The 25661-nt window shown below is 73.5% G+C and carries 35 protein-coding genes; 13 read left to right on the forward strand and 22 right to left on the reverse strand.

Going from position 1 to position 25661, the window contains the following annotated elements; translation table 11 throughout:
- Window positions 1–60: 60 nt before the first annotated feature.
- The 3 genes from N555_RS27425 to N555_RS0111605 all read right to left on the reverse strand — a co-directional run bounded on the left by N555_RS27425 (window position 61) and on the right by N555_RS0111605 (window position 1945).
- Entirely contained in the window at window positions 61–228 is a 168-nt protein-coding gene (locus N555_RS27425) for a DUF3117 domain-containing protein (RefSeq protein ID WP_081807929.1), read from the reverse strand.
- Between the two features lie 119 nt (window positions 229–347).
- A complete protein-coding gene (locus tag N555_RS0111600) occupies window positions 348–896 on the reverse strand; it encodes a DNA-3-methyladenine glycosylase I (protein ID WP_029431652.1) in 549 nt (182 codons plus the stop codon).
- Window positions 897–1048: 152 nt separating this feature from the next.
- Window positions 1049–1945 carry a DMT family transporter gene (locus N555_RS0111605; RefSeq protein ID WP_029431653.1) on the reverse strand — a complete coding sequence of 299 codons (897 nt, stop codon included), beginning with the start codon at window positions 1943–1945 and terminating at the stop codon, window positions 1049–1051.
- A gap of 44 nt (window positions 1946–1989) precedes the next feature.
- Between N555_RS0111605 and N555_RS26815 the strand changes: the two genes are divergently transcribed.
- A complete protein-coding gene (locus tag N555_RS26815) occupies window positions 1990–2319 on the forward strand; it encodes a luciferase domain-containing protein (RefSeq protein WP_051683971.1) in 330 nt (109 codons plus the stop codon).
- Window positions 2320–2322: 3 nt separating this feature from the next.
- On the forward strand, window positions 2323–2946 hold the full coding sequence (locus N555_RS0111615) for a LysE family translocator (RefSeq protein WP_029431655.1): 624 nt from the start codon (window positions 2323–2325) through the stop codon (window positions 2944–2946).
- Between the two features lie 5 nt (window positions 2947–2951).
- On the opposite strand, the gene N555_RS0111620 is transcribed toward N555_RS0111615, so the two are convergent.
- From N555_RS0111620 to dapE, 5 genes are read right to left on the reverse strand one after another with little or no spacing between them, the layout of a single operon-like run.
- Complete coding sequence (locus tag N555_RS0111620; protein ID WP_029431656.1) at window positions 2952–3659, reverse strand: DNA alkylation repair protein; 708 nt, start codon at window positions 3657–3659, stop codon at window positions 2952–2954.
- Window positions 3660–3662: 3 nt separating this feature from the next.
- Complete coding sequence (locus N555_RS0111625; protein WP_231502706.1) at window positions 3663–4130, reverse strand: SRPBCC family protein; 468 nt, start codon at window positions 4128–4130, stop codon at window positions 3663–3665.
- Window positions 4117–4497, reverse strand: coding sequence for a DivIVA domain-containing protein (locus tag N555_RS0111630; protein ID WP_029431658.1), 381 nt, complete (start codon window positions 4495–4497; stop codon window positions 4117–4119). Before N555_RS0111630 ends, N555_RS0111625 begins: the two co-directional genes overlap by 14 nt.
- Before the next feature lie 9 nt (window positions 4498–4506).
- On the reverse strand, window positions 4507–5334 hold the full coding sequence (locus N555_RS0111635; protein WP_029431659.1) for an LOG family protein: 828 nt from the start codon (window positions 5332–5334) through the stop codon (window positions 4507–4509).
- 24 nt (window positions 5335–5358) lie between these two features.
- A complete protein-coding gene (gene dapE, locus N555_RS0111640) occupies window positions 5359–6462 on the reverse strand; it encodes a succinyl-diaminopimelate desuccinylase (protein ID WP_029431660.1) in 1104 nt (367 codons plus the stop codon).
- Window positions 6463–6562: 100 nt separating this feature from the next.
- Here dapE and dapD point away from each other — a divergent pair, with 100 nt between their 5' ends.
- The gene (gene dapD, locus N555_RS0111645; RefSeq protein WP_029431661.1) at window positions 6563–7534 is read left to right on the forward strand and encodes a 2,3,4,5-tetrahydropyridine-2,6-dicarboxylate N-succinyltransferase; all 972 of its coding nucleotides are present in this window, start codon (window positions 6563–6565) and stop codon (window positions 7532–7534) included.
- Between the two features lie 67 nt (window positions 7535–7601).
- Window positions 7602–8246, forward strand: a complete 645-nt coding sequence (locus N555_RS28970; RefSeq protein WP_156036324.1) for a hypothetical protein — start codon at window positions 7602–7604, stop codon at window positions 8244–8246.
- A gap of 6 nt (window positions 8247–8252) precedes the next feature.
- On the opposite strand, the gene N555_RS0111655 is transcribed toward N555_RS28970, so the two are convergent.
- From N555_RS0111655 to fdxA, 3 genes are read right to left on the reverse strand one after another with little or no spacing between them, the layout of a single operon-like run.
- Window positions 8253–8765: a DinB family protein gene (locus N555_RS0111655; protein WP_029431663.1), complete on the reverse strand. Its 513-nt coding sequence runs from the start codon at window positions 8763–8765 to the stop codon at window positions 8253–8255.
- Window positions 8766–8774: 9 nt separating this feature from the next.
- A complete protein-coding gene (dapC, locus tag N555_RS0111660) occupies window positions 8775–9905 on the reverse strand; it encodes a succinyldiaminopimelate transaminase (RefSeq protein ID WP_029431664.1) in 1131 nt (376 codons plus the stop codon).
- Window positions 9902–10228, reverse strand: a complete 327-nt coding sequence (fdxA, locus tag N555_RS0111665) for a ferredoxin (RefSeq protein WP_029431665.1) — start codon at window positions 10226–10228, stop codon at window positions 9902–9904. The genes dapC and fdxA overlap by 4 nt, the downstream gene beginning before the upstream one ends.
- A gap of 152 nt (window positions 10229–10380) precedes the next feature.
- Here fdxA and N555_RS0111670 point away from each other — a divergent pair, with 152 nt between their 5' ends.
- Window positions 10381–11139: a GNAT family N-acetyltransferase gene (locus N555_RS0111670; RefSeq protein ID WP_029431666.1), complete on the forward strand. Its 759-nt coding sequence runs from the start codon at window positions 10381–10383 to the stop codon at window positions 11137–11139.
- On the opposite strand, the gene N555_RS0111675 is transcribed toward N555_RS0111670, so the two are convergent.
- The 7 genes from N555_RS0111675 to N555_RS0111705 form a co-directional block, all read right to left on the reverse strand.
- Window positions 11115–11507: a DUF6113 family protein gene (locus tag N555_RS0111675; RefSeq protein ID WP_029431667.1), complete on the reverse strand. Its 393-nt coding sequence runs from the start codon at window positions 11505–11507 to the stop codon at window positions 11115–11117. The two genes, N555_RS0111670 and N555_RS0111675, sit on opposite strands and share 25 nt — an antisense overlap.
- The gene (mshB, locus tag N555_RS0111680; RefSeq protein ID WP_029431668.1) at window positions 11504–12406 is read right to left on the reverse strand and encodes an N-acetyl-1-D-myo-inositol-2-amino-2-deoxy-alpha-D-glucopyranoside deacetylase; all 903 of its coding nucleotides are present in this window, start codon (window positions 12404–12406) and stop codon (window positions 11504–11506) included. Before mshB ends, N555_RS0111675 begins: the two co-directional genes overlap by 4 nt.
- Before the next feature lie 85 nt (window positions 12407–12491).
- Window positions 12492–13580 (reverse strand): ABC transporter ATP-binding protein, encoded by a 1089-nt coding sequence (locus N555_RS0111685; protein WP_081866145.1) that lies wholly within the window; start codon window positions 13578–13580, stop codon window positions 12492–12494.
- Window positions 13573–14619, reverse strand: a complete 1047-nt coding sequence (locus N555_RS0111690; RefSeq protein ID WP_029431670.1) for an ABC transporter ATP-binding protein — start codon at window positions 14617–14619, stop codon at window positions 13573–13575. The genes N555_RS0111685 and N555_RS0111690 overlap by 8 nt, the downstream gene beginning before the upstream one ends.
- Window positions 14616–15587, reverse strand: a complete 972-nt coding sequence (locus N555_RS0111695; RefSeq protein WP_029431671.1) for an ABC transporter permease — start codon at window positions 15585–15587, stop codon at window positions 14616–14618. The genes N555_RS0111690 and N555_RS0111695 overlap by 4 nt, the downstream gene beginning before the upstream one ends.
- Window positions 15580–16503 carry an ABC transporter permease gene (locus tag N555_RS0111700; protein ID WP_029431672.1) on the reverse strand — a complete coding sequence of 308 codons (924 nt, stop codon included), beginning with the start codon at window positions 16501–16503 and terminating at the stop codon, window positions 15580–15582. Before N555_RS0111700 ends, N555_RS0111695 begins: the two co-directional genes overlap by 8 nt.
- 166 nt (window positions 16504–16669) lie before the next feature.
- On the reverse strand, window positions 16670–18286 hold the full coding sequence (locus N555_RS0111705; protein WP_156036325.1) for a peptide ABC transporter substrate-binding protein: 1617 nt from the start codon (window positions 18284–18286) through the stop codon (window positions 16670–16672).
- A 355-nt stretch (window positions 18287–18641) separates the two neighbouring features.
- Here N555_RS0111705 and N555_RS27430 point away from each other — a divergent pair, with 355 nt between their 5' ends.
- Window positions 18642–18812 (forward strand): CsbD family protein, encoded by a 171-nt coding sequence (locus tag N555_RS27430; protein ID WP_081866146.1) that lies wholly within the window; start codon window positions 18642–18644, stop codon window positions 18810–18812.
- Window positions 18813–18892: 80 nt separating this feature from the next.
- On the opposite strand, the gene N555_RS29105 is transcribed toward N555_RS27430, so the two are convergent.
- Window positions 18893–19663 (reverse strand): (deoxy)nucleoside triphosphate pyrophosphohydrolase, encoded by a 771-nt coding sequence (locus N555_RS29105; protein ID WP_034509860.1) that lies wholly within the window; start codon window positions 19661–19663, stop codon window positions 18893–18895.
- 43 nt (window positions 19664–19706) lie between these two features.
- On the opposite strand from N555_RS29105, the gene N555_RS0111720 reads away from it, so the two are divergent.
- The 7 genes from N555_RS0111720 (at window position 19707) to N555_RS0111745 (ending at window position 23874) form a co-directional block, all read left to right on the forward strand.
- Window positions 19707–20180, forward strand: coding sequence for an RrF2 family transcriptional regulator (locus N555_RS0111720; protein WP_029431675.1), 474 nt, complete (start codon window positions 19707–19709; stop codon window positions 20178–20180).
- A 30-nt stretch (window positions 20181–20210) separates the two neighbouring features.
- Entirely contained in the window at window positions 20211–20774 is a 564-nt protein-coding gene (gene cysC / locus N555_RS0111725; RefSeq protein WP_051683972.1) for an adenylyl-sulfate kinase, read from the forward strand.
- A gap of 40 nt (window positions 20775–20814) precedes the next feature.
- Window positions 20815–20901: a putative leader peptide gene (locus N555_RS29260; RefSeq protein WP_369794022.1), complete on the forward strand. Its 87-nt coding sequence runs from the start codon at window positions 20815–20817 to the stop codon at window positions 20899–20901.
- Between the two features lie 98 nt (window positions 20902–20999).
- Window positions 21000–22673: a nitrite/sulfite reductase gene (locus N555_RS0111730; protein WP_029431677.1), complete on the forward strand. Its 1674-nt coding sequence runs from the start codon at window positions 21000–21002 to the stop codon at window positions 22671–22673.
- Window positions 22670–22849: a hypothetical protein gene (locus N555_RS0111735; RefSeq protein WP_029431678.1), complete on the forward strand. Its 180-nt coding sequence runs from the start codon at window positions 22670–22672 to the stop codon at window positions 22847–22849. The genes N555_RS0111730 and N555_RS0111735 overlap by 4 nt, the downstream gene beginning before the upstream one ends.
- Complete coding sequence (locus N555_RS0111740) at window positions 22846–23556, forward strand: phosphoadenylyl-sulfate reductase (RefSeq protein ID WP_029431679.1); 711 nt, start codon at window positions 22846–22848, stop codon at window positions 23554–23556. The genes N555_RS0111735 and N555_RS0111740 overlap by 4 nt, the downstream gene beginning before the upstream one ends.
- Window positions 23557–23580: 24 nt before the next feature.
- Window positions 23581–23874, forward strand: coding sequence for a 4a-hydroxytetrahydrobiopterin dehydratase (locus tag N555_RS0111745; protein WP_029431680.1), 294 nt, complete (start codon window positions 23581–23583; stop codon window positions 23872–23874).
- On the opposite strand, the gene N555_RS28305 is transcribed toward N555_RS0111745, so the two are convergent.
- The 3 genes from N555_RS28305 to N555_RS0111760 are packed head-to-tail and all read right to left on the reverse strand — an operon-like array spanning window position 23819 to window position 25631.
- Window positions 23819–24334: a DUF3995 domain-containing protein gene (locus N555_RS28305; RefSeq protein WP_255347356.1), complete on the reverse strand. Its 516-nt coding sequence runs from the start codon at window positions 24332–24334 to the stop codon at window positions 23819–23821. The genes N555_RS0111745 and N555_RS28305 overlap by 56 nt on opposite strands.
- Entirely contained in the window at window positions 24331–24732 is a 402-nt protein-coding gene (locus N555_RS0111755; protein ID WP_029431682.1) for a DUF3037 domain-containing protein, read from the reverse strand. Before N555_RS0111755 ends, N555_RS28305 begins: the two co-directional genes overlap by 4 nt.
- A gap of 29 nt (window positions 24733–24761) precedes the next feature.
- A complete protein-coding gene (locus N555_RS0111760) occupies window positions 24762–25631 on the reverse strand; it encodes a HipA family kinase (protein WP_231502707.1) in 870 nt (289 codons plus the stop codon).
- Window positions 25632–25661 lie beyond the last annotated feature (30 nt).

The following is a 25661-nucleotide window of genomic DNA, read 5'->3' on the forward strand; positions in this document are numbered from 1 at the left end:
CGGCGGCCGGGGCCGCGTCGCCCGGTGCGGGGCCGCCCGGAGGCGGGCTTCCCGCGGTGTTCAGCTGGTCGCGCCCTTCAGTGCCTCGGAGAGCGCCGTCGCCTCGTCGGGCGACAACTCGACGACGAGACGCCCGCCGCCCTCGAGCGGTACGCGCATGACCAGGCCGCGCCCCTCCTTGGTGACCTCCAGGGGACCTTCACCCGTGCGCGGCTTCATGGCCGCCATGCGTGCCTCCTTCGCCGGCCACCCGCCACCGTGCTGGCGGCGGTGTGGCGTCCTTCAGTGCAGTGAGCTGTGCCCATGATCCCGTATGCCCGCCCCCGAGACCAACCTGGGGACACCGTTCAGGTGAGCGCGCGGAAGCAGGTGGCCACGTGGTCGTCCACCATCCCGGTCGCCTGCATGAGCGCGTAGGCCGTCGTGGGGCCGACGAAGGCGAACCCGCGACGCTTCAGCTCCTTGGCCATGGCGACCGACTCGGGGGTCGTGGCGGGCACGTCGGCGAGGGTCGCCGGCCGTTCCCGGGGCCCCTCCGGGGCGAAGGACCACAGCAGTGCCGAGAGCCCCTCGGGCAGCCGCTGGGCGGCGCGCGCGTTCGTGATCGCGGCGTCCACCTTCGCGCGGTTGCGCACGATGCCGGCGTCGGCCATCAGCCGCGCGCGGTCCTCCTCGGTGAACTCCGCCACCGCGTCGATGTCGAAGCCGGCGAAGGCCGCGCGGAAGGCCGGCCGCTTGCGCAGGATGGTCAACCACGAGAGCCCCGACTGGAACGCCTCGAGGGTGAGCCGCTCGAAGAGGGCGTCGTCCCCGTGCAGCGGCACCCCCCACTCCTCGTCGTGGTAGGTGACGTACTCGGGGGCGCTGTCGCCCCAGGCGCATCGGATCCGGTCCACGCGCGGACGCTAGCCCGGCCGACCGACGGTCCTGTCCGCCGTCCACGGGAGGCGGCGTCCGGATCCCCCTTCCCGCTCGCTCGTGCTCTGCCCACGATGCTGGGCAGAGCACGAGCACGCGGACCCCACGGACAGCCGACGCGGTCGCGTCCTCAGGGGACGGGGGTCTCCACGGCCGGCTCGTCGGCGGCGCGCGGCTCGTTGCGGCGGGTGGCCAGCACGCAGCCCGCGACCACGAGCGGCAGCCCCAGCGCCAGCCCGAGGGTGAACGGCTCGTCGAGCACGAGCACGCCGAGCAGGACCGCGACGGCGGGGTTGAGGAAGGTGATCACCAGCGCCCGCTGCGGCCCGACCTCGCGGATGAGCGCGAAGAACAACGACAGCGCCAGGGCCGTGCAGACGACGCCCAGCACGGCCACCGACAGCAGCGCCGCCCCGTCCGCCCGACCCACCTCGTCCAGCCGGGTGAGCGCGAACGGTGCGTAGACGACCGCGGTCACCACCAGCGCGATCGAGCTCGCGGCCACGCCGGGGACGTCGGCCAGCTTCCGGGTCACGATCAGCGGCGCCGTCCCGTAGCCGATGACGGTGAGCGCGACGGCCAGCAGCGGGAGCAGCTGCGCGCCGCCGACGTCCAGGCCGAGCAGCACCGCGATGCCGACGACGCCGAGCCCCATGCCGGCCAGCCGGACCGGCGTGAGCCGCTCCTCCCCCAGCACCCGCCCCGCGATCGCCGCCACGAAGGGCACCGCGGCCACCAGCAGTCCGGTCAGCGAGCTGGACAGGGAGGTCTCGGCGTAGGACAGCAGCAGCCAGGGCCCGGTCATCTCCAGCAGCGTGAAGGCCAGGAGCCACCGCCACTGCCGCAGCGCGGGGCGCAGGTGACCCCGGGCGATGGTCCAGGGCACCAGCAGGGCGGCGCCGATGGCGCAGCGGGCGAACACGACGACGACCGGCGACAGGTCCTCGACCGCCACCTTGATCAGCAGGTACGGCACGCCCCAGATGACCGACATGGCGAGGAAGAGCACCCAGCCGCGCCGGCTCACCGATCCGCTCCGCAGACGTTCCGCACCCGGTCATCATGACGGCCATGACCGACGACTCCCGACGCCGCCTCGCGGCGCTCGCCGATGCCCTGGCCGGCGAACCGGGCGTCCAGCTGCCCGGCGAGGGCGGCTCGCGCGGGTTCGGGTCCGGCGCGCTCAAGGCCGGTGGCTCGATCGTCGCGATGTCCGTCGACGGCGCCCTGGTGCTCAAGCTGCCGCGGGCACGGGTGCAGGCCCTGGTGGCCGCGGGCGCGGGGACGCCCTTCCGCAACGGCCGGGGTGCCGCCATGCGCGAGTGGATCGCCCTCGGCCCGGACGACGCCGCCGACCTCGATCTCGCCCGTGAGTCCCTGGCCTTCGTGCGGGACGCTTAGCCGGTGTCGGGTTACGGCTCCTTCCTCGTGTTCGCCGCGGTCCTCGTCCTGGTGCCGGGACCGGACACGGCCGTAGTCATCCGCAACACGCTGGCGGGCGGCCGCAGCCGCGGCACGTGGAGCGCGTTCGGCATCGCCGCCTCCAACGCCGTCCAGGGAACGGCCGCGGCCGCCGGGCTGGCCGCCGTCATCGTCCGCGTCGAGCCGCTGTTCCAGACGATCCGGTGGCTCGGCATCGCCTACCTCGTGTTCCTGGGCCTGCAGGCGCTGCGCTCGGCCGTCCGCGGCGAGTACGCCGACCTGGCGGGCCGGGCGACCCCGGCCGACGGTGTCGCACTCCGCGGGTTCCGGCAGGGGTTCCTCAGCAACATCACCAACCCGAAGGTGCTGGCGTTCTACCTGGCCGTCCTCCCGCAGTTCCTCGGCCCGGACGCCGCGGTGCCCGTGCTGGTCGCCTTCGCCCTCACCCACGCCGTGATCGGGGTGGTGTGGTCGCTCGTCCTGGTCGCCGTCCTGCACCGGGCTCGTGGCGTGCTGGCCCGGCGGCCGGTGCGGCGGGCACTGGACGCCCTCACCGCCTGCGCGTTGCTCGGCTTCGGTGCCCGCCTCGCCCTCGACCGGGGCTGAGGCGGTCAGACCCGGCCGGCGAGGTAGTCGCGGCGGCGGTCGGCGGGGAACCGCTCGATCGCGTACCGCAGCATCGTGCGCGGCATCCGGCGGTACCGCGGTCCGAGGAAGGCCTCCGCGCACGCGAGGTCCCGGTTGCCCACCTCGCGCAGCATCCATCCCACGGCCTTGTGCAGCAGGTCCTCGGGGTCGGTCAGCAGCCGGTCGGCGATCCGCAGGGTCGCCTCCGGGCGCCCGGCGCGGATCCCGGCGAAGGTGGCCATGACCGCGATCCGCCGGTCCCAGAGGGACGGCGACCCGGCGAGCTCGTCCAGCACGGAGTCGTCCCGGTCCAGCAACCACGGGCCGAGCAGGTAGGGCGCCGACGCGTCGACGAGGTCCCAGTTGTCCACCCGGTCCCGCCGGGCGAGGTACAGCTCGACGATCCGGGCCCGCTCGTCGTCGTCCCCCCGCTCGAAGCGGCGGACCAGCACGAACAGCGCGGTGAGCCGTTCCTCGTGCCACGAACTGCCGAGCAGCTCGCCGGCGTCGGCGAGCGGGGTCGTCGCGGCGTACCGCTTCGCGACCGCCCGCTGCGGGGGGACGGCGATCCCGAGGAACCGGTCGCCCTCGCCGTAGCCACCCGGCCGGACCTGGAAGTAGCGGGCCATCCCGGCCGCCCGCTCGGGGTCGGCGAGTTCCGCCAGCTCGGTCCGGATCGCGGCGGCCGACACGGCTCAGGCGCGGTAGGTCTGGGCGAAGGCGGCGAACCGGCGCAGCGAGAGGCGCACCCCGAGGGCGACGAACGGCTTGGCCAGCGGCCAGCCGGCGACCCCGACGACGCCGAGGGGCAGCCACAGCTGCTCGGTCCAGACGAAGCTCGACGCCTCGCCACGCGGCTCCACCTCGAAGATGCCCGGCCCCCGGACGACGCGGCCGGTGTGCTGGACGACCACGCGCCGCGGCGGCTCCCACTCGGTGATCACCATGGTGTCGAGGACGCCGACGTGCCGGCGCCGCCCGGGGAGCTTGAGCCCGGTCCGCGCGGCCAGCCGGCCCTTCACCCCCTGGGCGGGGCCGTCGACGGTCTCCACGTCGGTGGCGAGCATCCACTCGCCCTGCCGGGTCCAGTCGGTGAGCGCTGCCCACACCTGCTCGGGAGGCGCCTCGACGTCGATCCGCTCGGTCAGCTCACGCATGTGCATCGGGGGACGCTCCGTTCCCGCTCGCGGCGGTGTCGGGGGAAGCAGTGCCGGGGCCCGGAGGGGGCGCCGGGGGAACGGACCGGCCGCGGAGCGCGGCGATCTCCCGGTCGCGCTCCGCGATGGTCTCGGCGAGCTGGTCGAGCAACCAGTCGACCTCGGTCATCCGGTAGCCGCGGGCGGTGACGGAGATCCGCAGCGCCCGCACGTCGTCGGCCGTCACCGGGCGGTCGGCGGGCAGCTCCACCGGCGAGCGGTCCAGCTCGGCGGGGGGCCGGGTCTCCCCGCGGCCGAGCAGGAACGACCCGAGCAGGAACAGCAGCCCGCCGACCAGCAGCACGCTGACGACGAAGACGACGGCGGACAGCACGGTCAGGCGTCAGGCATCGGACGGGCCGGTGGACAGCGGAGCGCGCATGCCACCGCCGCTGTCCCCCCACGTCTCCGACTCGCGGATCACCGCGAGGACCTCGTCGACGTCGTCGGTGAGGGTGATCAGGTCCAGGTCGGCCTCGTTGATCGTCCCGGCGGGGACCATGGTCGCCCGGATCCAGGCCAGCAGCCCGGTCCAGTACGAGACGCCGTAGAGGACGACGGGGAAGCGGGTGACCTTGCGGGTCTGGACCAGCGTCAGCGCCTCGAACAGCTCGTCGAGCGTGCCGAAGCCGCCGGGGAGGATGACGAAGGCCTGCGCGTACTTCACGAACATCGTCTTGCGGACGAAGAAGTAGCGGAAGGCGATGCCGACGTCGACCCACTCGTTGAGCTCCTGCTCGAACGGCAGCTCGATGCCCAGCCCCACCGACAGGCCCTCGGCCTCGCAGGCGCCGCGGTTGGCCGCCTCCATCGCGCCCGGCCCGCCACCGGTGATGACCGCGTACCCGGCCTTCGCCAGGGCGGCCCCGATCTCCACGCCCGCGTCGTAGTACGGGTCGTCGGGCTTGGTGCGCGCGCTGCCGAAGACGCTCACGGCCTTCGGCAGCTCGGCGAGCAGCCCGAACCCCTCGACGAACTCGCTCTGGATGCGCAGCACGCGCCACGGGTCGGTGTGCACCCAGTCGGTCGGCCCGCGCCGGTCCAGCAGGCGCGCGTCGGTCGTCGTCCCCTGGGTGCGCGGGTCCGGCTCGCCGCCGCGCAGCATCACCGGCCCGCGGTGGCGGGTCGGCCGGGGGTTGCGGCCGCCGGCCGGCTCGGGCGTGGTCGTCATGCGGGCGCTCCTCCAGGGGGTGGGTCAGGCGGTCGGCGTCGACAGGTACGCGACGAGTGCGTCCTCGGCGGGCTGCAGGCGCTCGACGAGGACTGACTCCTCGCGGGTGTGCGCGAGCTGCGGATCGCCGGGGCCGTAGTTCACGGCGGGGATGCCGAAGGCGGCGAAGCGGGCGACGTCGGTCCAGCCCAGCTTGGCCCGGGGCGGGCGGCCCACCGCGGCGACGAACGCCGCGGCCGCGGGCTCGGCCAGCCCGGGGAGGGCTCCCCCGGCGTTGTCGACGACGGTCAGCGTGACGCCGGCGGCCAGCGCGTCGGCGAACACCTCGCGGACGTGGGCCTCCGCGGCGTCCTCGTCCCGGTCGGGCGCGTAGCGGAAGTTGACCGTCACCCGGCACTCGTCGGGGATGACGTTGCCCGCGACCCCGCCCTCGATCCGCACGGCGTTGAGGCCCTCGCGGTAGCGGCAGCCGTCGATGTCGACCTCGCGGGCGTCGTACCGGGCCAGGGTGGCCAGGATGCCGGCGGCACCGTGGACGGCGTTCACGCCCAGCCAGCTGCGTGCGCTGTGCGCCCGCGCGCCGGGGATCTCCAGCACCGCCCGCAGCGTGCCCTGGCAGCCGGCCTCGATCTCGCCGTCGGTGGGCTCGAGCAGGATCGCGAGGTCGCCGTAGAGCCAGCCGCGGCGCTCGCGGGCGACCCGGCCGAGGCCGTTCTTCACGGCCTCGACCTCCTCGTTGTCGTAGAGGACGAAGGTCAGGTCGTGCGCCGGCTCCGCGCCGGGGACGCCGAAGCGGGCAGCCAGCCGCAGGATCACCGCGTCGCCGGACTTCATGTCGCTGGTGCCGCAGCCGTACAGCCGGTCGCCGTCGAGCCGGCTCGGCACGTTGTCGGCGATCGGCACGGTGTCCAGGTGGCCGGCGAGCACGACGCGGGTGGGCCGGCCGAGGTTCGTGCGGGCCAGGACGGAGTCGCCGACCCGCTCGACCTCGAGCCCGCCGAGCGCGCGCAGCGCCGCCTCGACGGCACCGGCCAGCGCGGCCTCGTCGCCGGAGACCGACGGCGCGTCGACCAGGGCACGGGTGAGCGCGAGGACGTCGGCCGACAGGTCGAGAGGGGGCACGCTCACGGCTGCCGAGCCTATGCGCTGGTCCGGGGGGTCGTCGGCCACGGCACGGCGGGCCGGGTGAACGCTGGGTGGCCGGACGTCCTCGGTACCGTCGTCGACCGTGACCGACGCCCCCCGCTCCGCTGTCGCCGCCGGACTCGCCACCGTGACGCGGTCCGGCACCGTCCTCGACGTCTGGTATCCCGAGCCGCGGCTGGGCGCGCCCGCCGGCGCCGCCAACGGCACCGTGCAGCTCGGCGCGCTGGAGCTCTCCGGCGAGCTGGGCCCGGACTACGGCGGCCTGGTCCGCACCGACGACGCGCGGGGGGTCGAGGTCGTCGCCGTCCGCACGGTGATCACGGACCTGTCCGCGCCGCCGGTCGACACCCACGACGTCTGGCTGCGGCTGCACCTGCTCTCCCACCGGCTGGTGACGCCGCGCAGCCTGAACCTGGACGGCATCTTCGGGCTGCTCACCAACGTGGCCTGGACCAGCGCCGGCCCGGTCGAGGCCGCCGGGTTCAACGCCCACCGGCTGCGCGCAGCCGTCGGGAACGTGACCGTCTTCGGCGTGGACAAGTTCCCCAAGATGACCGACTACGTCATCCCGTCCGGGGTCCGCATCGCCGACGCCGACCGGGTCCGTCTCGGCGCGCACCTCGCCGAGGGGACGACGGTCATGCACGAGGGCTTCGTCAACTACAACGCCGGCACGCTGGGCCCCTCCATGGTCGAGGGCCGGATCAGCGCGGGCGTCGTCGTCGGCGCCGACAGCGACATCGGCGGCGGCGCCTCGATCATGGGCACGCTGTCCGGCGGCGGCAAGGAGGTCGTCACCATCGGCAGCGGCTGCCTGCTCGGCGCCAACGCCGGCGTCGGCATCTCGCTCGGCGACGGCTGCGTCGTCGAGGCCGGCTGCTACGTGACGGCCGGTTCCGTGGTCACCCTGCCGGACGGGTCGACGACGAAGGCCCGCGAGCTGTCCGGTCGCAGCGGGCTGCTGTTCCGCCGCAACAGCGTCAGCGGCGCGCTCGAGGCGCTGCCCCGCGCCGGCGAGTGGGGCGCGCTGAACGCCGACCTGCACAAGAACTGACGGCTGTCGCCGACGCGACATCTCGGGTCCCGGGACCGACAGGACCGCCGACCTACAGTCGACGGCGATGAGCCCCGCGAGCACGGTGGCCCGGCGCCCGTCGGCCGGTCCGCGCAAGAAGTCGGCGACGCGGTCGCGGGCCCGCCGTCGTCCCACCCGTGGTCGCCGGTCATCCGGGGTCCAGACGCTCGTCCGGGCGTGGTGGTGGCTGGCCGGTCTGGTCGCCGTCGTCCTCCTCGTCGCGATGACCTGGCGCGCGGACGGCGACCAGCCCGTCCCGCAGACCGCTGAGTGCACCCTGCCGGCCTCGGGGGTGCCGTTGACCGACGAGCAGATCGGCAACGCCCGCACGATCGCGCAGCTGGCGCGCGACCGCGGCCTCCCCCAGCGGGCGACCGTCATCGCACTGGCGACGGCCATGCAGGAGTCCAGCCTGCGCAACCTCGACCACGGCGACCGGGACTCCCTCGGCCTGTTCCAGCAACGGCCCTCGCAGGGCTGGGGCACGCCCGAGCAGGTGCAGGACCCGCCCTACGCGGCCGGGATCTTCTACGACCGCCTGCTCCAGGTGCCGGGCTGGGACGCGATGCCTCTCACGGACGCCGCCCAGCTCGTGCAGCGCAGCGGATTCCCGCTCGCCTACGCCAAGTGGGAGGCCATGGCCGTCGAGCTGGCCACGACCCTGGACGCCGGCGCGTCCCCCTGCGGCTGACCGTCCTCACCAGTAGCCGGTGCGGCCGTCGATCAGCTCCCGGACGGCGTCGAGGTGGCCGACGTGCCGGGCGGTCTCCTCGACCATGTGGGTGAGCACCCAGCGCAGGTGCACGCCCGGGCAGTACTCCTCGTTGCGGCAGACGGCGTCGAGGGCGGCCGCGGCCACGATCTCGTTCGACCGGGCGCACTGCCCGGCGTACTCGTCGAGCAGCCGGTCCAGCGGGACCCCGTCGACCTGCTTGTCGGCGTCCGGGCGCGACTCGTCGAACTGCACGTTGGTGTCCGTCGGCGCCCCGGCGAAGAGCACCTCGAACCAGCAGTGCTCGGTCCACCGCAGGTGCGACACGATGCCGGCCACCGTCATCAGCGGCGACGACGGGAGCACCGGCCGGTGCGCGTCGGCCTCGGTGAGGCCCTCGCACTTGTAGGGGACGAGCGCCCGCTGCAGGTCCAGCCAGCCGACGAGCTGGGCCCGCTCGTCCCCGTCGACGGGAGGGCGCAGCCGGGGTGGCGTCATGCCCGGAAACTAGTGGGCCGCCCCGGCGAGGCGCTCCACGGCCGCGTCGATCCGCTCGTCGGTGGCGGTCAGCGCCATGCGGACGTGGCGGGCGCCGGCCGGGCCGTAGAACGAGCCCGGCGCGGCGACGACGCCCAGATCCGCCAGCCAGTCGATCGTCGTCCAGCAGTCCTCGTCCCGGGTGACCCACAGGTACAGACCGGCCTGCGAGTGGTCGATGCGGGCGCCGGTGGCCCGCACGGCCGCGGCCAGCCGCTCCCGCCGGCCCCGGTAGCGCTCCCGCTGCTCGTCGACGTGCGCGTCGTCGGCCAGCGCAGCGGCCATCGCCGCCTGCACCGGCCCGGGGACGAGCAGGCCGAGGTGCCGGCGGACGTCCCAGATGCCGCGGACCAGTGCCGGGTCCCCGGAGAGCAGCCCCGCGCGGTACCCGGCGGCGGTGGACTGCTTGGACAGCGAGTGCACCGCGAGCAGGCCGGTGTGGTCGGCGCCGGCGATCTCCGGGTGCAGCAGCGAGCGGGGCTCGACGTCCCAGCCGAGCATCGCGTAGCACTCGTCGGCGACGACCGGCACCCCGTGCTCGCGGCCCCAGGCGACCCAGGCACGCAGCTCGTCGTCGGAGAGGACCCGGCCGTGCGGGTTGCCCGGTGAGTTCAGCCAGACCAGCGCGGCGTCCCCGGGCTCGTCGGGCGGGACGTCGCTGCGCAGCACCGACAGGCCGGCCACCACCGCACCGACCTCGTAGGTCGGGTACGCGACCTCGGGGATGACCACGGTGCCCGCCCGCAGCCGCAGCAGCGTCGGCAGCAGGGCGACCAGCTCCTTGGAGCCGACCGTGGGGATCACCGACGGGTCGGCGCCGAGCGGGTCGGCCAGTCGGACCCCCAGCCGGCGCTCCAGCCAGCCGGCGGCCGCGGTCCGCAGCTCCGCGGTGCCCAGCGCCGTCGGGTAGCCCGGCGAGTTGCCGGCCGCCGCGAGAGCGGCGGTCAGGACCTCAGGGGTGTCGTCGACCGGCGTCCCGATGGACAGGTCGACGACGCCCCCGGGGTGCTGCGCCGCCCGGGCACGCGCGGCGCCCAGCGAGTCCCACGGGAAGTCCGGGAGCCCGCCGGGAACCGGTGGTCCCGCGTGCGAGGAGGTCAGTGTCCTTCGCCCTGGGGCGGCAGCGCCGCGACCAGCGGGTGGTCACGGCCGACCTTGCCGGTCTTCGCCGCGCCGCCGGGGCTGCCCAGGTCGGAGAAGAACTCCACGTTGGCGTTGTAGAAGTCCTTCCACTTGTCCGGGACGTCGTCCTCGTAGTAGATGGCCTCCACCGGGCAGACCGGCTCGCACGCACCGCAGTCGACGCACTCGTCGGGGTGGATGTAGAGCATCCGGTCGCCCTCGTAGATGCAGTCCACCGGACACTCGTCGATACAGGCCTTGTCCAGGACGTCGACACAGGCCTGGGTGATCACGTAGGTCACGGTGTTGCCTCCCGAACACGCAGCTCGACCGGGGCTCCCGCGCCCGGTCACATCTCGTCGCACAGTATGACGTCCCGCCCGGTCGGCGGCGCGACCGGCCGCGCCGCCACCCCCCATCGGGTCGGGAAGCACCCCGCCCGGAGGATCGGGACATGGGACAGAGCCGCTCGCCACTGGGCGTGGTCGACCTCGAGCTCCTCGCCGCCCGCGGCTGGCGCGGCTGGGAGACCGGCCGGCTGGGCGACTGGCTGCTGCGCGCCGGCGGCGGCTTCACCGGCCGCGCCAACTCCGCCCTCGTCGTCGGCGACCCCGGCTGCGCACTGCCGCAGGCCGTGGACGCGGTCACCCGCTGGTACGCCGCGCGCGACCTGCGGCCGGCCGTCCAGCTGCCCGGCGTCCAGGCCCGCGCGGCCACGACCGCGTTCGCCGCGGCCGGCTGGGAGCGCGACGAGGACACCCTGGTCCTGACCGCGCCGCTGCCTCCCGCCCGCGACGACGCCCGGGTCGCGGTCGACCTCTCCCCCGCGCCCGACGACGCCTGGCTGGCCGGGTACCGGCACGGTGGCCGGGACCTCCCCCCGGCCGCCCGCCGGGTGCTCACCGACGCCGAGGACGTCGTCTTCGCGTCGGTGCGCCTGGACCCGGCACCCGCGCCGCTCGCCGCGGTCGCCCGGGGCGTGGTGACCGACGGCTGGCTGGGCGTCGGCGCGGTGACGGTGGACGAGCCGCACCGCCGGCAGGGTCTGGCCTCGGCGGTGATGGCCGCGCTCTACCGGTGGGGTGCCGAGCGGGGCGCCCGGTGGTCCTACCTGCAGGTGGTCGAGTCGAACGCGGCGGCGCGGGCCCTCTACCGCCGGGACGGGTTCATCGAGCACCACCGCTACCACTACCGGCGGGCGCCACTCCCCTGAGCCGGCCGCCCGGCGGGCATCCCGGGGGCGCCCAGCACGCGGCCCACGGCGAGCGAGGCGCCGAGCACGCCGAACAGCAGGAACGCCAGCCCGCGCCAGTCGCCGATCAGCAGGACGTCGCCCTCGGCCCGCTGCTGGCTCGCGGGGAGGACGACGACGAGCCAGACGACCGCGGGCAGCACCGCGGCGGCCCGCGACCCGGTGAGCCGGTGGGTCCCGGTGACCAGCAGCAGGTTGACGGCGACGGCCACGGGGATCGACAGCGGCACCGGGACGGACCCGAACTGCAGCGGCAGCCAGAACACCTCGAGGACGGCGAACCAGGCGGCCAGCAGGACCGCGAGAACTCCCCCGGCGACCGCTCTCACCCGGGCAGACCCGCGAACAGGTCGTCCTCCCACCCGTTCTCCGCCGCCCCCGCCGGGCCGCGCTCCCCGCGGACGAGCCGGTAGTACTCGACGCCGAGCACCTCCTGGCCGAAGTTGTTGGAGAGCGCGAAGAACGGCCCGTCGACGGTGATCTGGGTGGCGTGCGCACGCATCGCGGCGTCCTTGGCCCCGGCGTGCGCCCGGCCGTCGACCGCGGCGGTGACCACCTCGTCGGCGACCGCGAACGGGATGTCCTCGATCGCGCCGAGCTGCTCGAACGGCGAGGCCTCCCCCAGCGAGGCCATCTGCTCGGCCCCCGCCCGCAGCACCGACCTCGGGACGCAGCACCAGTAGACCTTGGCGACCTGCCACGGCTCGCCGAGCTCGGGCCGGTAGGCGGGGTCCGCGGCGGCCTCGACCGCGCCCATCGCCACCCGGTGGGCCTGGATGTGGTCGGGGTGGCCGTAGCCGCCGTTCTCGTCGTAGGTGACGACGACCTGCGGCCGGGTCTCGCGGACGACGGCGACGGCGTGCCCGACGGCCTCGTCGAGGTCGGCGTTCCAGAAGGCCCGCGGGTTCGCGTTCGCCTCGGTGCCGATCATCCCGGAGTCGCGGTAGCGCCCGGCGCCGCCGAGGAACCGCCAGTCGGTCACCCCGAGGGCGGTCATCGCCGCGGAGAGCTCGCCGATCCGGAACCCGCCGAGCTGGTCGGCCTGGTCGGCGGCCAGCTGGGCCAGCTCCGGGACGAGGACCTCGCCCTCCTCGCCGAGCGTGCAGGTCAGCAGCGTGACCTGGGCGCCCTCGGCGACGTAGCGGGCCATCGTCGCCCCGTTGTTGATCGTCTCGTCATCGGGATGCGCGTGCACCAGCAGCAGACGCCGCGAGGGGGTGGAGGTCACCGCGCCATCATCGCCTGTTGCGGTGTTCCTCCCGCTCCTGCGGTGCTGCAGCGCCGCAGGAGCACGAGGAACACCGCAGGAGCGCCTACTCCGCGACCTCCACGGGGACGACCATCCGGGCCTCGGCGAAGTGGCAGGCGGCCGGGTGGCCCTGCCCGCGGTCGACGAGGGCAGGGGCCTCCTCGGCGCAGATGTCCTGGGCCTTCCAGCAGCGGGTCCGGAACCGGCAGCCCGAGGGCGGGTCGGCCGGGCTCGGGACGTCGCCCTGCAGCAGGATCCGGTCCTTCTGGCCGCGCAGGTGCGGCTCGTGCAGCGGCACCGACGACAGCAGCGCCTGCGTGTAGGGGTGCGAAGGCTGCGTGTAGACCTGCGCGTCGGTGCCCTCCTCGACGATCGAGCCGAGGTACATGACGGCGACCCGGTCGGAGATGTGCCGCACCACCGACAGGTCGTGGGCGATGAAGAGGTAGGACAGCCCCAGCTCGTCCTGCAGGTCCTCGAGCAGGTTCATCACCTGGGCCTGGACCGAGACGTCGAGCGCGGACACCGGCTCGTCGCAGACGATGACCTCCGGCTGCAGGGCGAGCGCCCGGGCGATGCCGATGCGCTGACGCTGACCGCCGGAGAACTGGTGCGGGTAGCGGTTCACGTAGTCCGGGTTGAGCCCGACCCGGTCCAGCAGCTCCTGGGTGCGCTTCAGCCGGCCCTTCCTAGGCGCGACGTCGGCGTGCACCGACCAGCCCTCGGCCACGATGTCGCCGACCGTCATCCGCGGGTTCAGCGAGGCGTAGGGGTCCTGGAAGATGATCTGGACCTCGCGCCGGTAGGCCTTGAGCGCCCGGCCGGAGAGCCCGGTGACGTCCTTGCCCTTGTAGACGATCGAGCCGCCGGTCGGCTTCTCCAGGGCCACGAGGAGCTTCGAGACCGTGGACTTGCCGCAGCCGGACTCCCCGACCAGGCCGACGGTCTCGCCGCGGTGCAGCGTCAGGTCCACGCCGTCGACCGCGCGGACGTGCCCGACGGTCCGCTGGAGGACGACGCCCTGGGTCAGCGGGAAGTACTTCTGCAGGCCCCGGATCTCCAGCAGGGTCTCGCCGATCGCGCCACGGGCGCCCGAGAGGGCGGCCGTCGAGGCGGTCGACACGGCGGTGGCTCCGGTGGTGGGCTCAGACACCCAGGACCTCCTCGCTGTAGTGGCAGGCCGCCTCGCGGCCCGGCGCGACCAGCCGCAGGGGCGGGTCGTCGGTGGCGCACTCGCGGCCCGGCGCCGCGGCGGCGCCGAGCCGGCGGTGCGCGCAGCGCGGGTGGAACGGGCAGCCGCTGGGGATGGCGGCCAGGTTCGGCGGCTGGCCGACGATCGGCTGCAGCCGGCCGCCCTTGGCCTCGACCTGGGGCACCGACTTCATCAGGCCCTCGGTGTACGGGTGGGCGGGCCGGGTGAAGACGTCGTCCACCGTGCCGCGCTCGACGATCCGCCCGGCGTACATGACGGCGACGTCGTCGGCGACCTCGTTCACCACGCCGAGGTCGTGGGTGATGAGGATCAGCCCCATGCCGGTCTCCTGCTGCAGGTCCTTCAGCAGGTCCATGACCTGTGCCTGCACGGTGACGTCCAGCGCCGTCGTCGGCTCGTCGGCGATCAGGATGCGCGGGTCCAGGGCGATCGCCATGGCGATCATGACGCGCTGGCGCATGCCGCCGGAGAACTGGTGCGGGTAGTCGTTCACCCGCCGGGCCGCGGCCGGGATCCGCACCCGGTCCATCAGCTCGATCGCGCGCTGCTTGGCCTCCTTGCGGGAGGCCCCCTGGTGCACGCGGAACATCTCGCCGATCTGCCAGCCGACGCTGTAGACGGGGTTCAGCGCCGACAGCGCGTCCTGGAAGATCATCGAGATGCCCGGACCGCGGATCTTGCGCTGGTCCTCGGGCTGCATCGCGAGCATGTCGCGGCCCTCGAAGCGGATGCCGCCGGTGATCACCGCGGGCGGCGTGTCGAGGATGCCCATGATCGCCTGCGCGGAGACCGACTTGCCCGACCCGGACTCGCCGAGGATCGCGAGGGTCTGGCCCGGGGCCAGCGAGTAGCTGACGCCGTTGACGGCGTGCACCGTGCCCGAGCGCTGGCGGAACTCCACGTACAGGTCGTCGACCTCGAGCAGGGCGGCGCCGGTGGGCGCCGGCTCGGTGGAGGAGATGATCTCGGAGCGGGTCATGCGCGCTGCCTCGGGTCCAGGGCGTCGCGCAGGGCGTCGCCCATCATGATGAAGGCCATCACGGTCAGGGTCAGGACGATGCTGGGGAACAGCACCAGGTGCGGGGCGGTGCGGATGCTGTCCTGCCCGGCCGCGATCTGCAGGCCCCACGAGATCGCCGGCCGCTGCAGCCCCACACCCAGGTAGGTGAGGGTCGCCTCGGCGGCGATCAGCACGCCGATGGTGATGGTCGTGTAGACGAGCACCGGCGCGACGGCGTTCGGCATGATGTGCCGCACCAGGATCCGGGTGTTGGACGCGCCCATCGCGCGTGCCGCTGCCACGTAGTCCGAGCTCTTCACCGCGATCACCTGCGAGCGGACCAGCCGCATCGCCGTCATCCAGCCGAACAGCGCCAGCGCGAGCGCGACGGCCCCGGGGCCGCGGGTGTTGATGATCGGGATGCTGGTCGACGGGCCCACCCGGAGCAGCACCAGGGCGCCGAGGATGAGCGGCAGCGCGTAGAAGACGTCGGTGAGCCGGGACAGGATCCCGTCGGTCCAGCCGCCGAAGTACCCGGCGAGGGCCCCGACGAGCACGCCGAGCACCAGCACGACCAGCACCGCGACGATGCCGATGATCAGCGAGTTGCGGGCGCCGTAGACCACGTTGGCCATGTAGTCGCAGCCCTGGACGTCGTAGCCGAACCAGTGCTCGGCCGACGGCAGCGCCTTGGAGTTCGCCAGGTCGCAGGCCCGCGGGTCCTGTCCGCGCGCGAACAACTGCGGGAACACCGCCATCACCGCGAACAGCACCGTGAGGACCGCGCCGATCCAGAAGAGCACGTTGCGGCGCAGCGAACCCCACGCGTCGGACCACAGGCTGTTCTGCCGGGCGCTGGTGACGTCGACCGACGGGCTCGCGAGGCCGGTGGTGGTCCCCGCCTCGACCTCGTCGTGGAGCAGGTCGCGCTGCTGCTGGTCAGTCATAGCGGATCCTCGGGTCGAGGACGGCGTAGAGCACGTCCACGATCAGGTTGAAGAAGATGAAGAAGAACACCATCAGCGTCACGATCCCGACGACGACGGCCCCTTCCTGCGCCTTGATGGAGTCGAACAGCTCGCGGCCGATGCCGGGGAGGTTGAAGACGGTCTCGGTGACGATGGCGCCGCCGAGCAGGGCCCCGATGTCGGCCCCGATGAAGGTGACGACCGGGATCAGGCTGTTGCGCAGGGTGTGCCGGAGGATGACGCGGCTCGGCGGCAGCCCCTTGGCCTTGGCCGTCCGGACGTAGTCCGCCCGCATGTTCTCCGCGATGCTCGTCCGGGTCAGCCGGGCCACGTAGGCCAGCGAGCCGGAGGCGAGGACCAGCCCGGGGAGCACGTAGCTGTACCAGCCGTCCCGGGTCCCGGCGATCGGGAACCACCCCAGCTTCAGGCCGAAGAGCAGCTGGGCGAGGAAGGCCAGCACGAGGATCGGGATCGACACGATCACGGTGGTGGAGACCAGCACCAGGTTGTCGAAGTAGCCGTTGCGCCGGATACCGGCCAGCACACCGGCGATGAGCCCGATCACGGCCTCGAAGATGACCGCGACGATCGTCAGCCGGATGGTCACCGGGAGGGTGCGCTCGATGGTGTCCAGGACGGGACGGCCGCGGAAGTCGGTGCCGAGGTCGCCCGAGAGCAGGCCCTTCAGGTACTCCCAGTACTGCACGAACAGCGGGTCGTCGAGGTGGAACCGGTCGGTCAGCACCTGGACGACGGCCGGCGAGATCGGCCGGTCGCCGGCGAGTGCGCGGATCGGGTCGCCGGGCAGGGCGTAGACCATCGCGAAGATCAGGATGGACGCGCCCACCAGTGTCGGGATCGCGATCAGGAGTCGGCGCGCGATGTAGCGGCCCATGGTCCCCCTCCGGGGTGTGTGCGCCTCAGGTCGACTGGGACGCCGGTGTCCATCGTGCCGGTCCGAACGCGTGCGCGCTGTTCGGGAGCGCACGCGCCACCGGGGGCGGCCGTCCGGCTCGGACGGTCGCCCCCGGCGGGTGGTGCGTCAGCTGGCCCGGGTCAGGTCAGTTGACGGTGACCTCGGACCACACGGGCCGCTGGAACAGGTCGATCCGGACGTTGCTCACGTGGTCGGTGTGCACGGTCTGGATCTGGGTGAAGAACAGCGGCGCCATCGGCATGTCCTCGGCGACGAGGTCCTCCGCCTGCTGGTACAGCTCGATGGCCTCTTCCTCGGTGCCCGCCTGGTCACCCTGCTGGATCAGGTCGGTGACCTCGGGGTTCTCGTAGAACGGGTAGTTGGAGCCCACCGGCGGGAAGGACTGCGGGGTGAAGAGCGGGGTCAGGTAGCTCTCCGCGGCCGGGTAGTCGAAGCTCCAGCCGTAGCGGAACGGCCCGGTGAAGCCCTTCTCCTCGCCGAGGGGCAGGTACTGGGCGAAGTCCAGGTCGCCGCGCAGCTGGAAGTCCACGCCGAGGTTCTGCCGCAGCTGGTTGCCCACTGCCTCGATCCACGCGTCGTGACCGGCGCCGGCGTTGAACCACAGGTCGATCGGCTGGCTGCGGTCGAAGCCGGCCTCGTCGAGCAGGTCGTTGGCCTGGTCGGGGTCGAACTCGCAGTACGTGCACGAGCCCTCGCGGTAGCCGTCGACGACCGGCGAGATGAACGAGTCGGCCGCGGTACGGGTGCCGGAGAAGATCGCCGTGGAGATGGCGTCCCGGTCGATCGCCATCGAGATGGCCTGCCGCACCCGCGGGTCGGCGAAGCGCGCGTCGTACGTCGGGAACCCGAGGTAGGTGATCTGCGAGACCTCGGTGTTGATGAAGTTGTCGCCGAACTCGGACTGGGCCGACTCGATGACGTCGGGCGGGATGACGTCGACGATGTCGACGTTGCCGTCCTCGGCGTCGGTGTAGGCGGTCGCCTGGTCGGCGTAGACGACGAACTCCATGCCGTCGGCCTGGGCGGCGTCGTCACCGGCGTAGTCGTCGTACCGGGTCAGCGTGATGCCCTGGCCGGGCACGTACTCGCTGTCGGCCTGGAACGGGCCGTTGCCGATCGGGTTGGTGCCGAAGGCCTCCGGGTCGTCGAAGAAGACGTCCGGGAGCGGGTTGAACGCGTCGTAGCCCACGACCGCCGGGAACAGCGCGAACGGCGTCTCCAGCTGGACCGTGAAGGTGAGGTCGTCGACGACCGCCAGGCCGCTGAGCTCGGTCGCCGCACCGGACTCGAGGTCGGCGAACCCGGCGATGCGGGACAGGTAGGAGCCGCCGTCCTGCGCGTTCTGCGGGTTGGCGGTGTAGTTCCACGCGTCGACGAAGGACTGCGCGTCAACCGGCGTCCCGTCGTGGAAGGTCCAGCCGTCCTTCAGCGTGATCGTCCAGTTCTGGTTGTCGTCGGACTCGATCGACTCGGCGACGCCGTCGTAGGTCACGGCGCCGTCCTCGTCGTACCCGACCAGACCGGTCCAGAGCGCGGAGATGACCTTCGCGCCCTCGCTCTCGGTGGTGTTGCCGGGCACGAGTGGGCTCTTCGGCTCACCGATGTAGGCGGTGAAGGTGCCACCGCCGTCACCGCCGCCGCCGGAACCGGAGTCGTCGTCGCCACCACCACAGGCGGACAGCGTCAGCGCGGTGGCCGCAGCCATCGCGATGAGCGCGAGTGGGCGCTTGTTGAGCTTCACGAGGAAGGCCTCTCTCGTCCCGCGTTCGCGGGGTCTTCGGACGGGTAGACCAGGAGCCGGCGCGAGGCACTCGACCCTGGCGGTCAGCTGTCGAGAACGTGAACGGAGAGGGATCACTCCGTGCACGGCTGACAACGCTAGGGAGCCTTCGGACGGCGTGCCACCGGCGTTGTCCATTTGTGACCTTGGATAAGGATCCCACAGAGCCACGGGAGGGTGTCCGCGGGGAGGGCATCCGCACGGGACGTGTTGCGGCCACCATCCCCGTCGCCCGGACGGATTACGGTCTCGCCCGGTGGTGTCGTCGCAGGCCGTGACGGGTACGGCAGCTCCTGATCGACGAGAGGAGCTGACCATGAGCAGCGACGACAAGATCGCCAACAAGGCCCAGGAACTGGGCGGCCGCGCCAAGGAGACCCTGGGTGCCGCCACCCACGACCGTGACCTGGAGGCCGAGGGCAAGAAGGACTCGGCGGCCGGCAACCTGAAGCAGGCGGGCGAGAAGATCAAGGACGCCTTCAAGTGATCGGCTGACCCCGGCCCGATCGGCCGGGGTCGGGACGAGGGGGGTGCGGGCCGCGGCCCGCACCCCCCTCGTCCGCGCGTTCAGGCCCCGACCATCCGGTCCAGCAAGCGGACGACGGCGGGCAGCAGCGGCCGGTCCGCGGCGATCCAGTCCAGCCCGGCGAGCTCGCCGGCCCGCACCCAGCGCAGCTCGGTGTGCTCGTGCGGCGTCACGGTGCCGGCGGTCACCCGACCCGACCAGACCCGCAGCGTGGACGATCCCGGCTCACCACCTGCGACCACGCCGTCCAGCGGCACCTCGCCGAGGAAGGCCTGCGGCGCCACCTCCACGCCGAGCTCCTCGCGGCACTCCCGGACCAGGCCCTCGAGGTCGGTCTCGCCCGGCTCGACCTTGCCGCCCGGGAACTCCCACTGGCCGGCGAACGGCCCGTCCGCGCGCTGGGCCACCAGCACCCGGTCGCCGTCGACCAGGGCCACGCCGACCACCTGCACGACGTCCTCCGCCCGGCGGGCGGCCGCTGCCGCGTAGGCGTCCAGGTGGGCCTGCATCGCCCGCAGCACGCGCCGGCGCCCGACCAGCCGGTGCGCCACCGCGCCGAGCACGCCGGGGATCGAGGGCGCCCAGTCCACCTGCTCCTCCACGAGGGTGCCGGCACCGGTGGCCGAGAACCGGCGGGAGTGGGTCACGCGGGGACCCCGCCGGCCCGGGGCGGCGGTGTGGACGTCGCGGTACGGCCGCTCCGAGACGACTTCCACCAGCGGCTCGCGCCAGGGTCGCCCGAGCGCCCGCGCGACGTCGAAGGCGACGGTCAGCGGCGCCGCCACCACGGTGCTGAATCGCAGCTGGTGCACGGCTCAACCCTGACAGAGGCCCCCGAGGCGGCAAGATGGGGCGATGCGCATCACCGCCCGGGTCGACTACGCCGTCCGCGCCGCCCTCGAGCTGGCCGCCGCGGCGCCCGGCGCACTCACCTGCGACAAGATCGCCACCGCGCAGGACATCCCGTCGCGCTTCCTGCAGTCGATCCTCGGCGACCTGCAGCACGCGCGGCTGGTGACCAGCCAGCGGGGCCGGGAGGGCGGCTACCGGCTGGCGCTGCCGGCGGAGGAGATCTCCATCGCCCGGGTCATGCGCGTCGAGCAGGGGTTCCTCGCCGAGGTGCACGGTCAGCGCCCCGAGGACGTCGTCTACCCCGGCACCGCCGAGCCGCTCGCCGCGGTCTGGGTCGCCGCGCGCGCCGCGTACCGGCGGGTGCTCGAGGAGGTCACCCTCGCCGACGTCGTCGCCGGGAAGCTGCCGGCCGAGGTGACCGAGCTGGCCGACGTCGAGAGCGCCTGGCGCTCGTTCGGAGACGCCCCCGGGGCCTGACGCCGTGGCGCCGGGCGGGAGGATGACGGCATGAGCAGTCCTGCCCCCGCCGGCGTGACCGTCTTCCTGACCGGGCTCTCCGGCGCCGGGAAGTCCACGATCGCCGACGCCCTGGTGGCGCAGCTGGAGGCCGAGGACCGGCCGGTCACCGTGCTCGACGGCGACGTGGTGCGCACCCACCTCTCCAGCGAGCTGGACTTCAGCCGCGAGCACCGCGACCTCAACATCCGCCGCATCGGCTTCGTCGCCGGCGAGGTCGTCCGGCACGGCGGCATCGTCGTCGTCGCGGCGATCGCCCCCTACGAGGAGGCGCGCGAGCAGGCCCGCGAGCTGGTGGAACGGCACGGCCGCTTCCTGCTGGTGCACCTGTCCACGCCGCTGGAGGTCTGCGAGGACCGCGACGTGAAGGGCCTCTACGCCCGGGCCCGCGCCGGGGAGATCACCGGCTTCACCGGCATCGACGACCCCTACGAGCTGCCGGCCCGGCCGGACCTCGTCATCGACACCTCGGTCACCCCGCTGGCGGAGTCCGTGGCGCGGATCCGCGCCGCCGTGCAGGCCGCGCAGAACGGGGCACCGGCCCCGGTCGCCTGAGTCACACCGGCGGCCCGCGGCGGTGTGAGACCATCAGGGCGTGACCGGTGGTGGCGTACTCCTCGTCGCGCGCCGGCACATCGACCTGGCGCGCGTGAGCAGCGCGGTCTGTCACGCCGCGCGCTGACACCAGTCCTCCCGCAGCACCTGCTGCGCTCGATCCCTGGCAGCGCCTCCCGACCGGGGCTGATCCCGGCGGACGACGGCGCAGGAAGAAGTGCCTCCGTGTCCTCCCCCACGCGAACCAGCAACCGACCCCAGCGGGGTCAGGGCCAGTGGGCGCTCGGCTACCGGGAGCCGCTGAACCCGAACGAGCGGATGAAGAAGGACTCCGACGGCCTCGAGGTCCGCCAGCGGATCATCGACATCTACGCGAAGGCCGGCTTCGAGTCCATCGACCCGCAGGACCTGCGCGGCCGGATGCGCTGGATGGGGCTCTACACCCAGCGCGCCCAGGGCATCCCCGGCGGCAAGACCGCCGTGCTGGAGCCCGAGGAGCTCGAGGACTCGTACTTCATGATGCGCGTCCGTATCGACGGCGGGCAGCTCACCAGCGACGCGCTGCGGGTCATCGGCGGCATCAGCACCGAGTTCGGCCGCGACGTCGCCGACGTGACCGACCGGCAGAACGTGCAGTACCACTGGATCCGCATCGAGGACGTGCCCGAGATCTGGGAGCGCCTGGCGTCCGTGGGGCTGTCCAGCATGGAGGCCTGCGGCGACGTCCCGCGCGTCATGCTCGGCTGCCCGCTGGCCGGGATCCTCGAGGACGAGGTCCTCGACGCGACCGACGTGATCGCCGCGACCGTCGAGAAGTACGTCGGCAACCCGGAGTTCTCGAATCTCCCGCGCAAGTGGAAGACGTCGATGTCGGGGTGCGTGGACCACTGCACCGAGCCCGAGATCGACGACGTCGCCTTCGTCGGCGTCCGCAACGAGGCCGGCGAGGCCGGCTACGACCTCCTCGTCGGCGGCGGGCTCTCGACCAACCCCATGTTCGGCCAGCGGGTCGGCGTCTTCGTCCGTCCCGACCAGGTGACCGACGTCTGGGCGGCCTGCACCTCGGTCTTCCGCGACTACGGCTACCGCCGGCAGCGCAACCGCGCCCGCATCAAGTTCCTGATGGCCGACTGGGGCCCGGAGAAGTTCCGCCAGGTGCTGCAGGACGAGTACCTGCACGAGCAGTTGCCCGACGGCCCGGCGCCCGCCCCCGCCAAGCACGACCAGCGCGACCACGTCGGCGTCGCGAAGCAGAAGGACGGCAACAACGCCGTGGGCTTCGCGCTGCGCACCGGCCGGATCAGCGGCTCGCTGCTCAGCACGATCGCGGACCTGGCCGACGAGTACGGCCAGGGCCGCATCCGGACGACGACCCAGCAGAAGCTGGTCATCCTCGACGTCCCGGACGAGAAGGTGGAGGCCCTGGTCGCCGCGCTCGCCGAGCACGACCTCCAGGTCCGGCCGAGCGCCTTCCGCCGCGGCACGATGGCCTGCACCGGCCTGGAGTTCTGCAAGCTGGCGATCGTCGAGACCAAGCAGCACGCGCAGGACCTCTACGCGGAGCTGGAGAAGCGCCTGCCGGACTTCGACGTGCCGATCGGCATCAACGTCAACGGCTGCCCGAACAGCTGCGCCCGCTTCCAGACCGCCGACATCGGGTTCAAGGGCTCGATGGTCAAGGACGACTCGGGCGAGATGGTCGAGGGCTTCCAGGTGCACCTGGGTGGCCACCTCGGCGTCGAGGCGTCGTTCGGCCGCAAGTTCCGCGGCCACAAGGTGACCAAGGCCGAGACGGCGGACTACTGCGAGCGCGTGCTGCGCGGCTTCCAGGAGCGCCGGACCGACGGCGAGTCGTTCGCGCACTACGTCTCCCGGGCCGAGGAGGCCTGGCTCCTGTGAGTGAGGAGGGCGGCGGGTCGGGAAGGCAGCGCCAGCTCCCGGTGTTCCACTGCCCGTACTGCGGGGACGAGGACCTCACCCCGTACGAGGACGAGAAGACCTCGGGCTGGCGCTGCGGCGCCTGCCTGCGGGCCTTCGCGGTCCGCCTGATCGGAACGGGAGTGCACCCAGGATGACCACCGCCATCGCCGCGACACCGGAGCTCGCCGCCGAGGCCGACGCCCGGTTCGAGGGCATCGCGGACCCGGTCGAGCAGGCGCTGGCCGTCCTCACCTGGGCCGGCGAGACCTTCGGGGACTCCTTCGCCGTGACCTCCTCGATGGCCGACGGGCTGCTGGCGCACCTGGCGTCGCGCGCCGTCCCGGGCGTGAACGTCGTGTTCCTCGACACCGGCTACCACTTCGCCGAGACGATCGGTACCCGTGACTGGGTCAGCGGCGTCATGCCCCTCACCCTGGTGAACGTCACGGCGCCGCAGACCGTCGCCGAGCAGGACGCGGAGTACGGGCCGCGGCTGCACGAGCGCGATCCCGACCTGTGCTGCTCGCTGCGCAAGGTGCAGCCGCTGGCGGAGGCCCTGGCCGGCTATGCCGCCTGGGGTTCGGGCGTGCGCCGCGACGAGTCCCCGACCCGCACCGGCACCCGGGTCGTCGACTGGGACGCCAAGCGCGGCATGGTGAAGGTCAACCCGCTGGCCGCGTGGACCGACGCCGACGTCGACGCCTACATCGCCGAGCACCAGGTGCCGGTGAACCCGCTGCAGGAGATCGGCTACGCCTCCATCGGGTGCGCTCCCTGCACCCGGCCGGTCGCCCCGGGCGAGGACCCGCGCGCGGGTCGCTGGGCCGGCCGCGGCAAGACCGAGTGCGGCCTGCACACGTGATCTGACGGCGGCACACTGACCGTCGTGCCCCGACCCCCACGCCTGTCCCCCGGCGAGCTCACCACCGCCCTCGCCGACCTGCCGCTCTGGTCCGGGGACGGGGACGGGCTGCGGCGCAGCATCGAGTTGCCGTCGTTCGCCGACGCCGTCGCCGCGGTCGTCCGGATCGGCTTCGTCGCCGAGCAGCTGGACCACCACCCCGACGTCGACCTCCGCTGGCGCACGCTGCACCTGATGCTGGTCAGCCACTCCGCCGGCGGGGTCAGCGAGCTCGACCTCGACCTCGCCCGCCGGATCGACGCGCTCCACCCCGGCTGAGCCGCCGCCGGGCCAGTCCCGCGAGCATCAGCAGGAGACCCCAGAGCAGGAACCAGGGGTCCCACAGCAGCACGTGCCAGCGCAGCGCATGCGGATCCGCCGGCTCGCCCAGCACGCCGGTGAGCGCCACCGCACCGACGACGGCCAGCACACCGCCGTAGAACGCGAGGAGCGCCCCGGCTCCGATCGCGGTCCGCTCCAGCAGTCCCGCCGGCAGCCGTGATCCCCCCGGTCGGACGAGTGCCAGGGCGAGCAGCCCACCGGCCACCTTGAGCGCGGCGGTCGTGGAACCGACGGCGACGGCGACGCCGCCACCGCGCCGGGCGGCCTCCTCGATCGAGCCGCCCACGGTGTCGAGCAGCGCGGTGCCACCCACCGTCCAGTAGACGCTCCAGGCGGCGGAGCCGAACGCGAGCAGGGCGGCGCCGTAGGCCGCGGCGGGCAGCGGGCGCGTCGCTATCCCGCCTGATCCGTCACGGGCAGGACGAGCAGGCGCAGCAACCGGTCGGCCTCGGCGTCGGGATCCGCGGTCAGCCCGGTGTGCACCGGACCGGTCTGGACGACGGTGCTGCGCGGCGCGGTCAACCAGCGGAACCGCGAGCCCAGCGCCTCCCGGCCGGCCGCCCCCGCGGCGCCGTCCGCGGCGCACACGTCGGCGATCGCCTGCAGCGCCCGGGCGATCGCCTCGACGTCGGCGGTCGGGTGCAGGGCGCGCAGCCGCTCGGGGTCCAGGTGCAGGCGGGTGCCGAGGTAGTCCCGCTGCCGGCAGTAGACGATCACGCCGGCGTTGAGGAACTCCCCGCGTTCGACCCGCGGCACCACCCGCAGGACGGCGTACTCGAACGTCTCGCGCTTCACCGTTGTGCTGTCCCGCTCCGATTCGTCCCTCACCGCTGGGTCACGCCCTCGGGCGGCGGCGGCCCCAGCCAGGCCGGGCGGTTCTGGCCCACCCGCGGTCGCGTGCGGCCGGCCCCGCCCGTGGCCGCGGCGGCGAGCAGGCCGGGCAGCCACGCGTCGCGCGCGTCCAGGCGGCCCAGCAGCTGCGCGACGTAGCGCTCGCGGACGGCGGCGGGCGGCTCGTCGGGCTCGGGACCCTCCAGCCACTCGTCGGGCACCTGGGCCAGGACCTGTTCGAGCAGCGGCCGGGTCACCCGCGGGGCGAGGTCGGCGTCGGCGGCGGAGAGGTCCGGGGAGCACTCGACGAGCGCGTGCTGGGCGGCGTCGTAGGGCCGGGCGACGGCGGCCGGCGCACCGGGCCAGTTGTGGTGGAAGGTCAGCGCGGCGCCGTGGTCGATCAGCTGCAGCCGGCCGTGCCAGAACAGCATGTTCGGGTTGCGCCAGGAGCGGTCCACGTTGCCGATCAGCGCGTCGAACCACAGCACCCGGCCGGCCAGACCGGCGTCGACCTCGCCCACGCCGGCCTCGAAGTCCAGGGCGCCGGGCAGGTAGTCCAGCCCCAGGTTCACCCCGGCCGAACGCTGCAGGAGCTCCTGGACCTCCTGGTCGGGCTCCCCCACCGCGAGCTCCGCGGCGACGTCCACCGTGACCAGCGCGGGCACCGGCAGCGACAGCGCCCGGGCCAGCTCGCCGCAGACGACCTCGGCGACGAGCACCCGCACGCCCTGCCCGGCGGCCCGCCACTTGACGACGTAGGTTCCCAGGTCGTCGGCCTCCATGAGCCCCGGCAGCGAGCCGCCCTCGCGCAGCGGGGTGACGTAGCGGGTGGCGGTGACGGCGGGCAGCACAGTGCCGGTCAACCTATCCGGTGACCTCGGCGGTCGCGGCGC

This window comes from Blastococcus sp. URHD0036 (genome assembly GCF_000701365.1).
GTDB lineage: Bacteria > Actinomycetota > Actinomycetes > Mycobacteriales > Geodermatophilaceae > Trujillonella.

Coding starts and splice junctions, on each gene's coding strand:
- N555_RS27425 (WP_081807929.1), bottom strand. CDS start 228: ATGGCGGCCATGAAGCCGCGCACGGGTGAAGGTCCCCTGGAGGTCACC.
- N555_RS26815 (WP_051683971.1), top strand. CDS start 1,990: ATGACCGACGACTCCCGACGCCGCCTCGCGGCGCTCGCCGATGCCCTG.
- N555_RS0111625 (WP_231502706.1), bottom strand. CDS start 4,130: ATGCACATGCGTGAGCTGACCGAGCGGATCGACGTCGAGGCGCCTCCC.
- N555_RS0111635 (WP_029431659.1), bottom strand. CDS start 5,334: ATGACGACCACGCCCGAGCCGGCCGGCGGCCGCAACCCCCGGCCGACC.
- N555_RS28970 (WP_156036324.1), top strand. CDS start 7,602: ATGAGCCCCGCGAGCACGGTGGCCCGGCGCCCGTCGGCCGGTCCGCGC.
- N555_RS0111655 (WP_029431663.1), bottom strand. CDS start 8,765: ATGACGCCACCCCGGCTGCGCCCTCCCGTCGACGGGGACGAGCGGGCC.
- N555_RS0111670 (WP_029431666.1), top strand. CDS start 10,381: ATGGGACAGAGCCGCTCGCCACTGGGCGTGGTCGACCTCGAGCTCCTC.
- N555_RS0111690 (WP_029431670.1), bottom strand. CDS start 14,619: ATGACCCGCTCCGAGATCATCTCCTCCACCGAGCCGGCGCCCACCGGC.
- N555_RS0111695 (WP_029431671.1), bottom strand. CDS start 15,587: ATGACTGACCAGCAGCAGCGCGACCTGCTCCACGACGAGGTCGAGGCG.
- N555_RS0111700 (WP_029431672.1), bottom strand. CDS start 16,503: ATGGGCCGCTACATCGCGCGCCGACTCCTGATCGCGATCCCGACACTG.
- N555_RS27430 (WP_081866146.1), top strand. CDS start 18,642: ATGAGCAGCGACGACAAGATCGCCAACAAGGCCCAGGAACTGGGCGGC.
- N555_RS0111720 (WP_029431675.1), top strand. CDS start 19,707: ATGCGCATCACCGCCCGGGTCGACTACGCCGTCCGCGCCGCCCTCGAG.
- cysC (WP_051683972.1), top strand. CDS start 20,211: ATGAGCAGTCCTGCCCCCGCCGGCGTGACCGTCTTCCTGACCGGGCTC.
- N555_RS0111740 (WP_029431679.1), top strand. CDS start 22,846: ATGACCACCGCCATCGCCGCGACACCGGAGCTCGCCGCCGAGGCCGAC.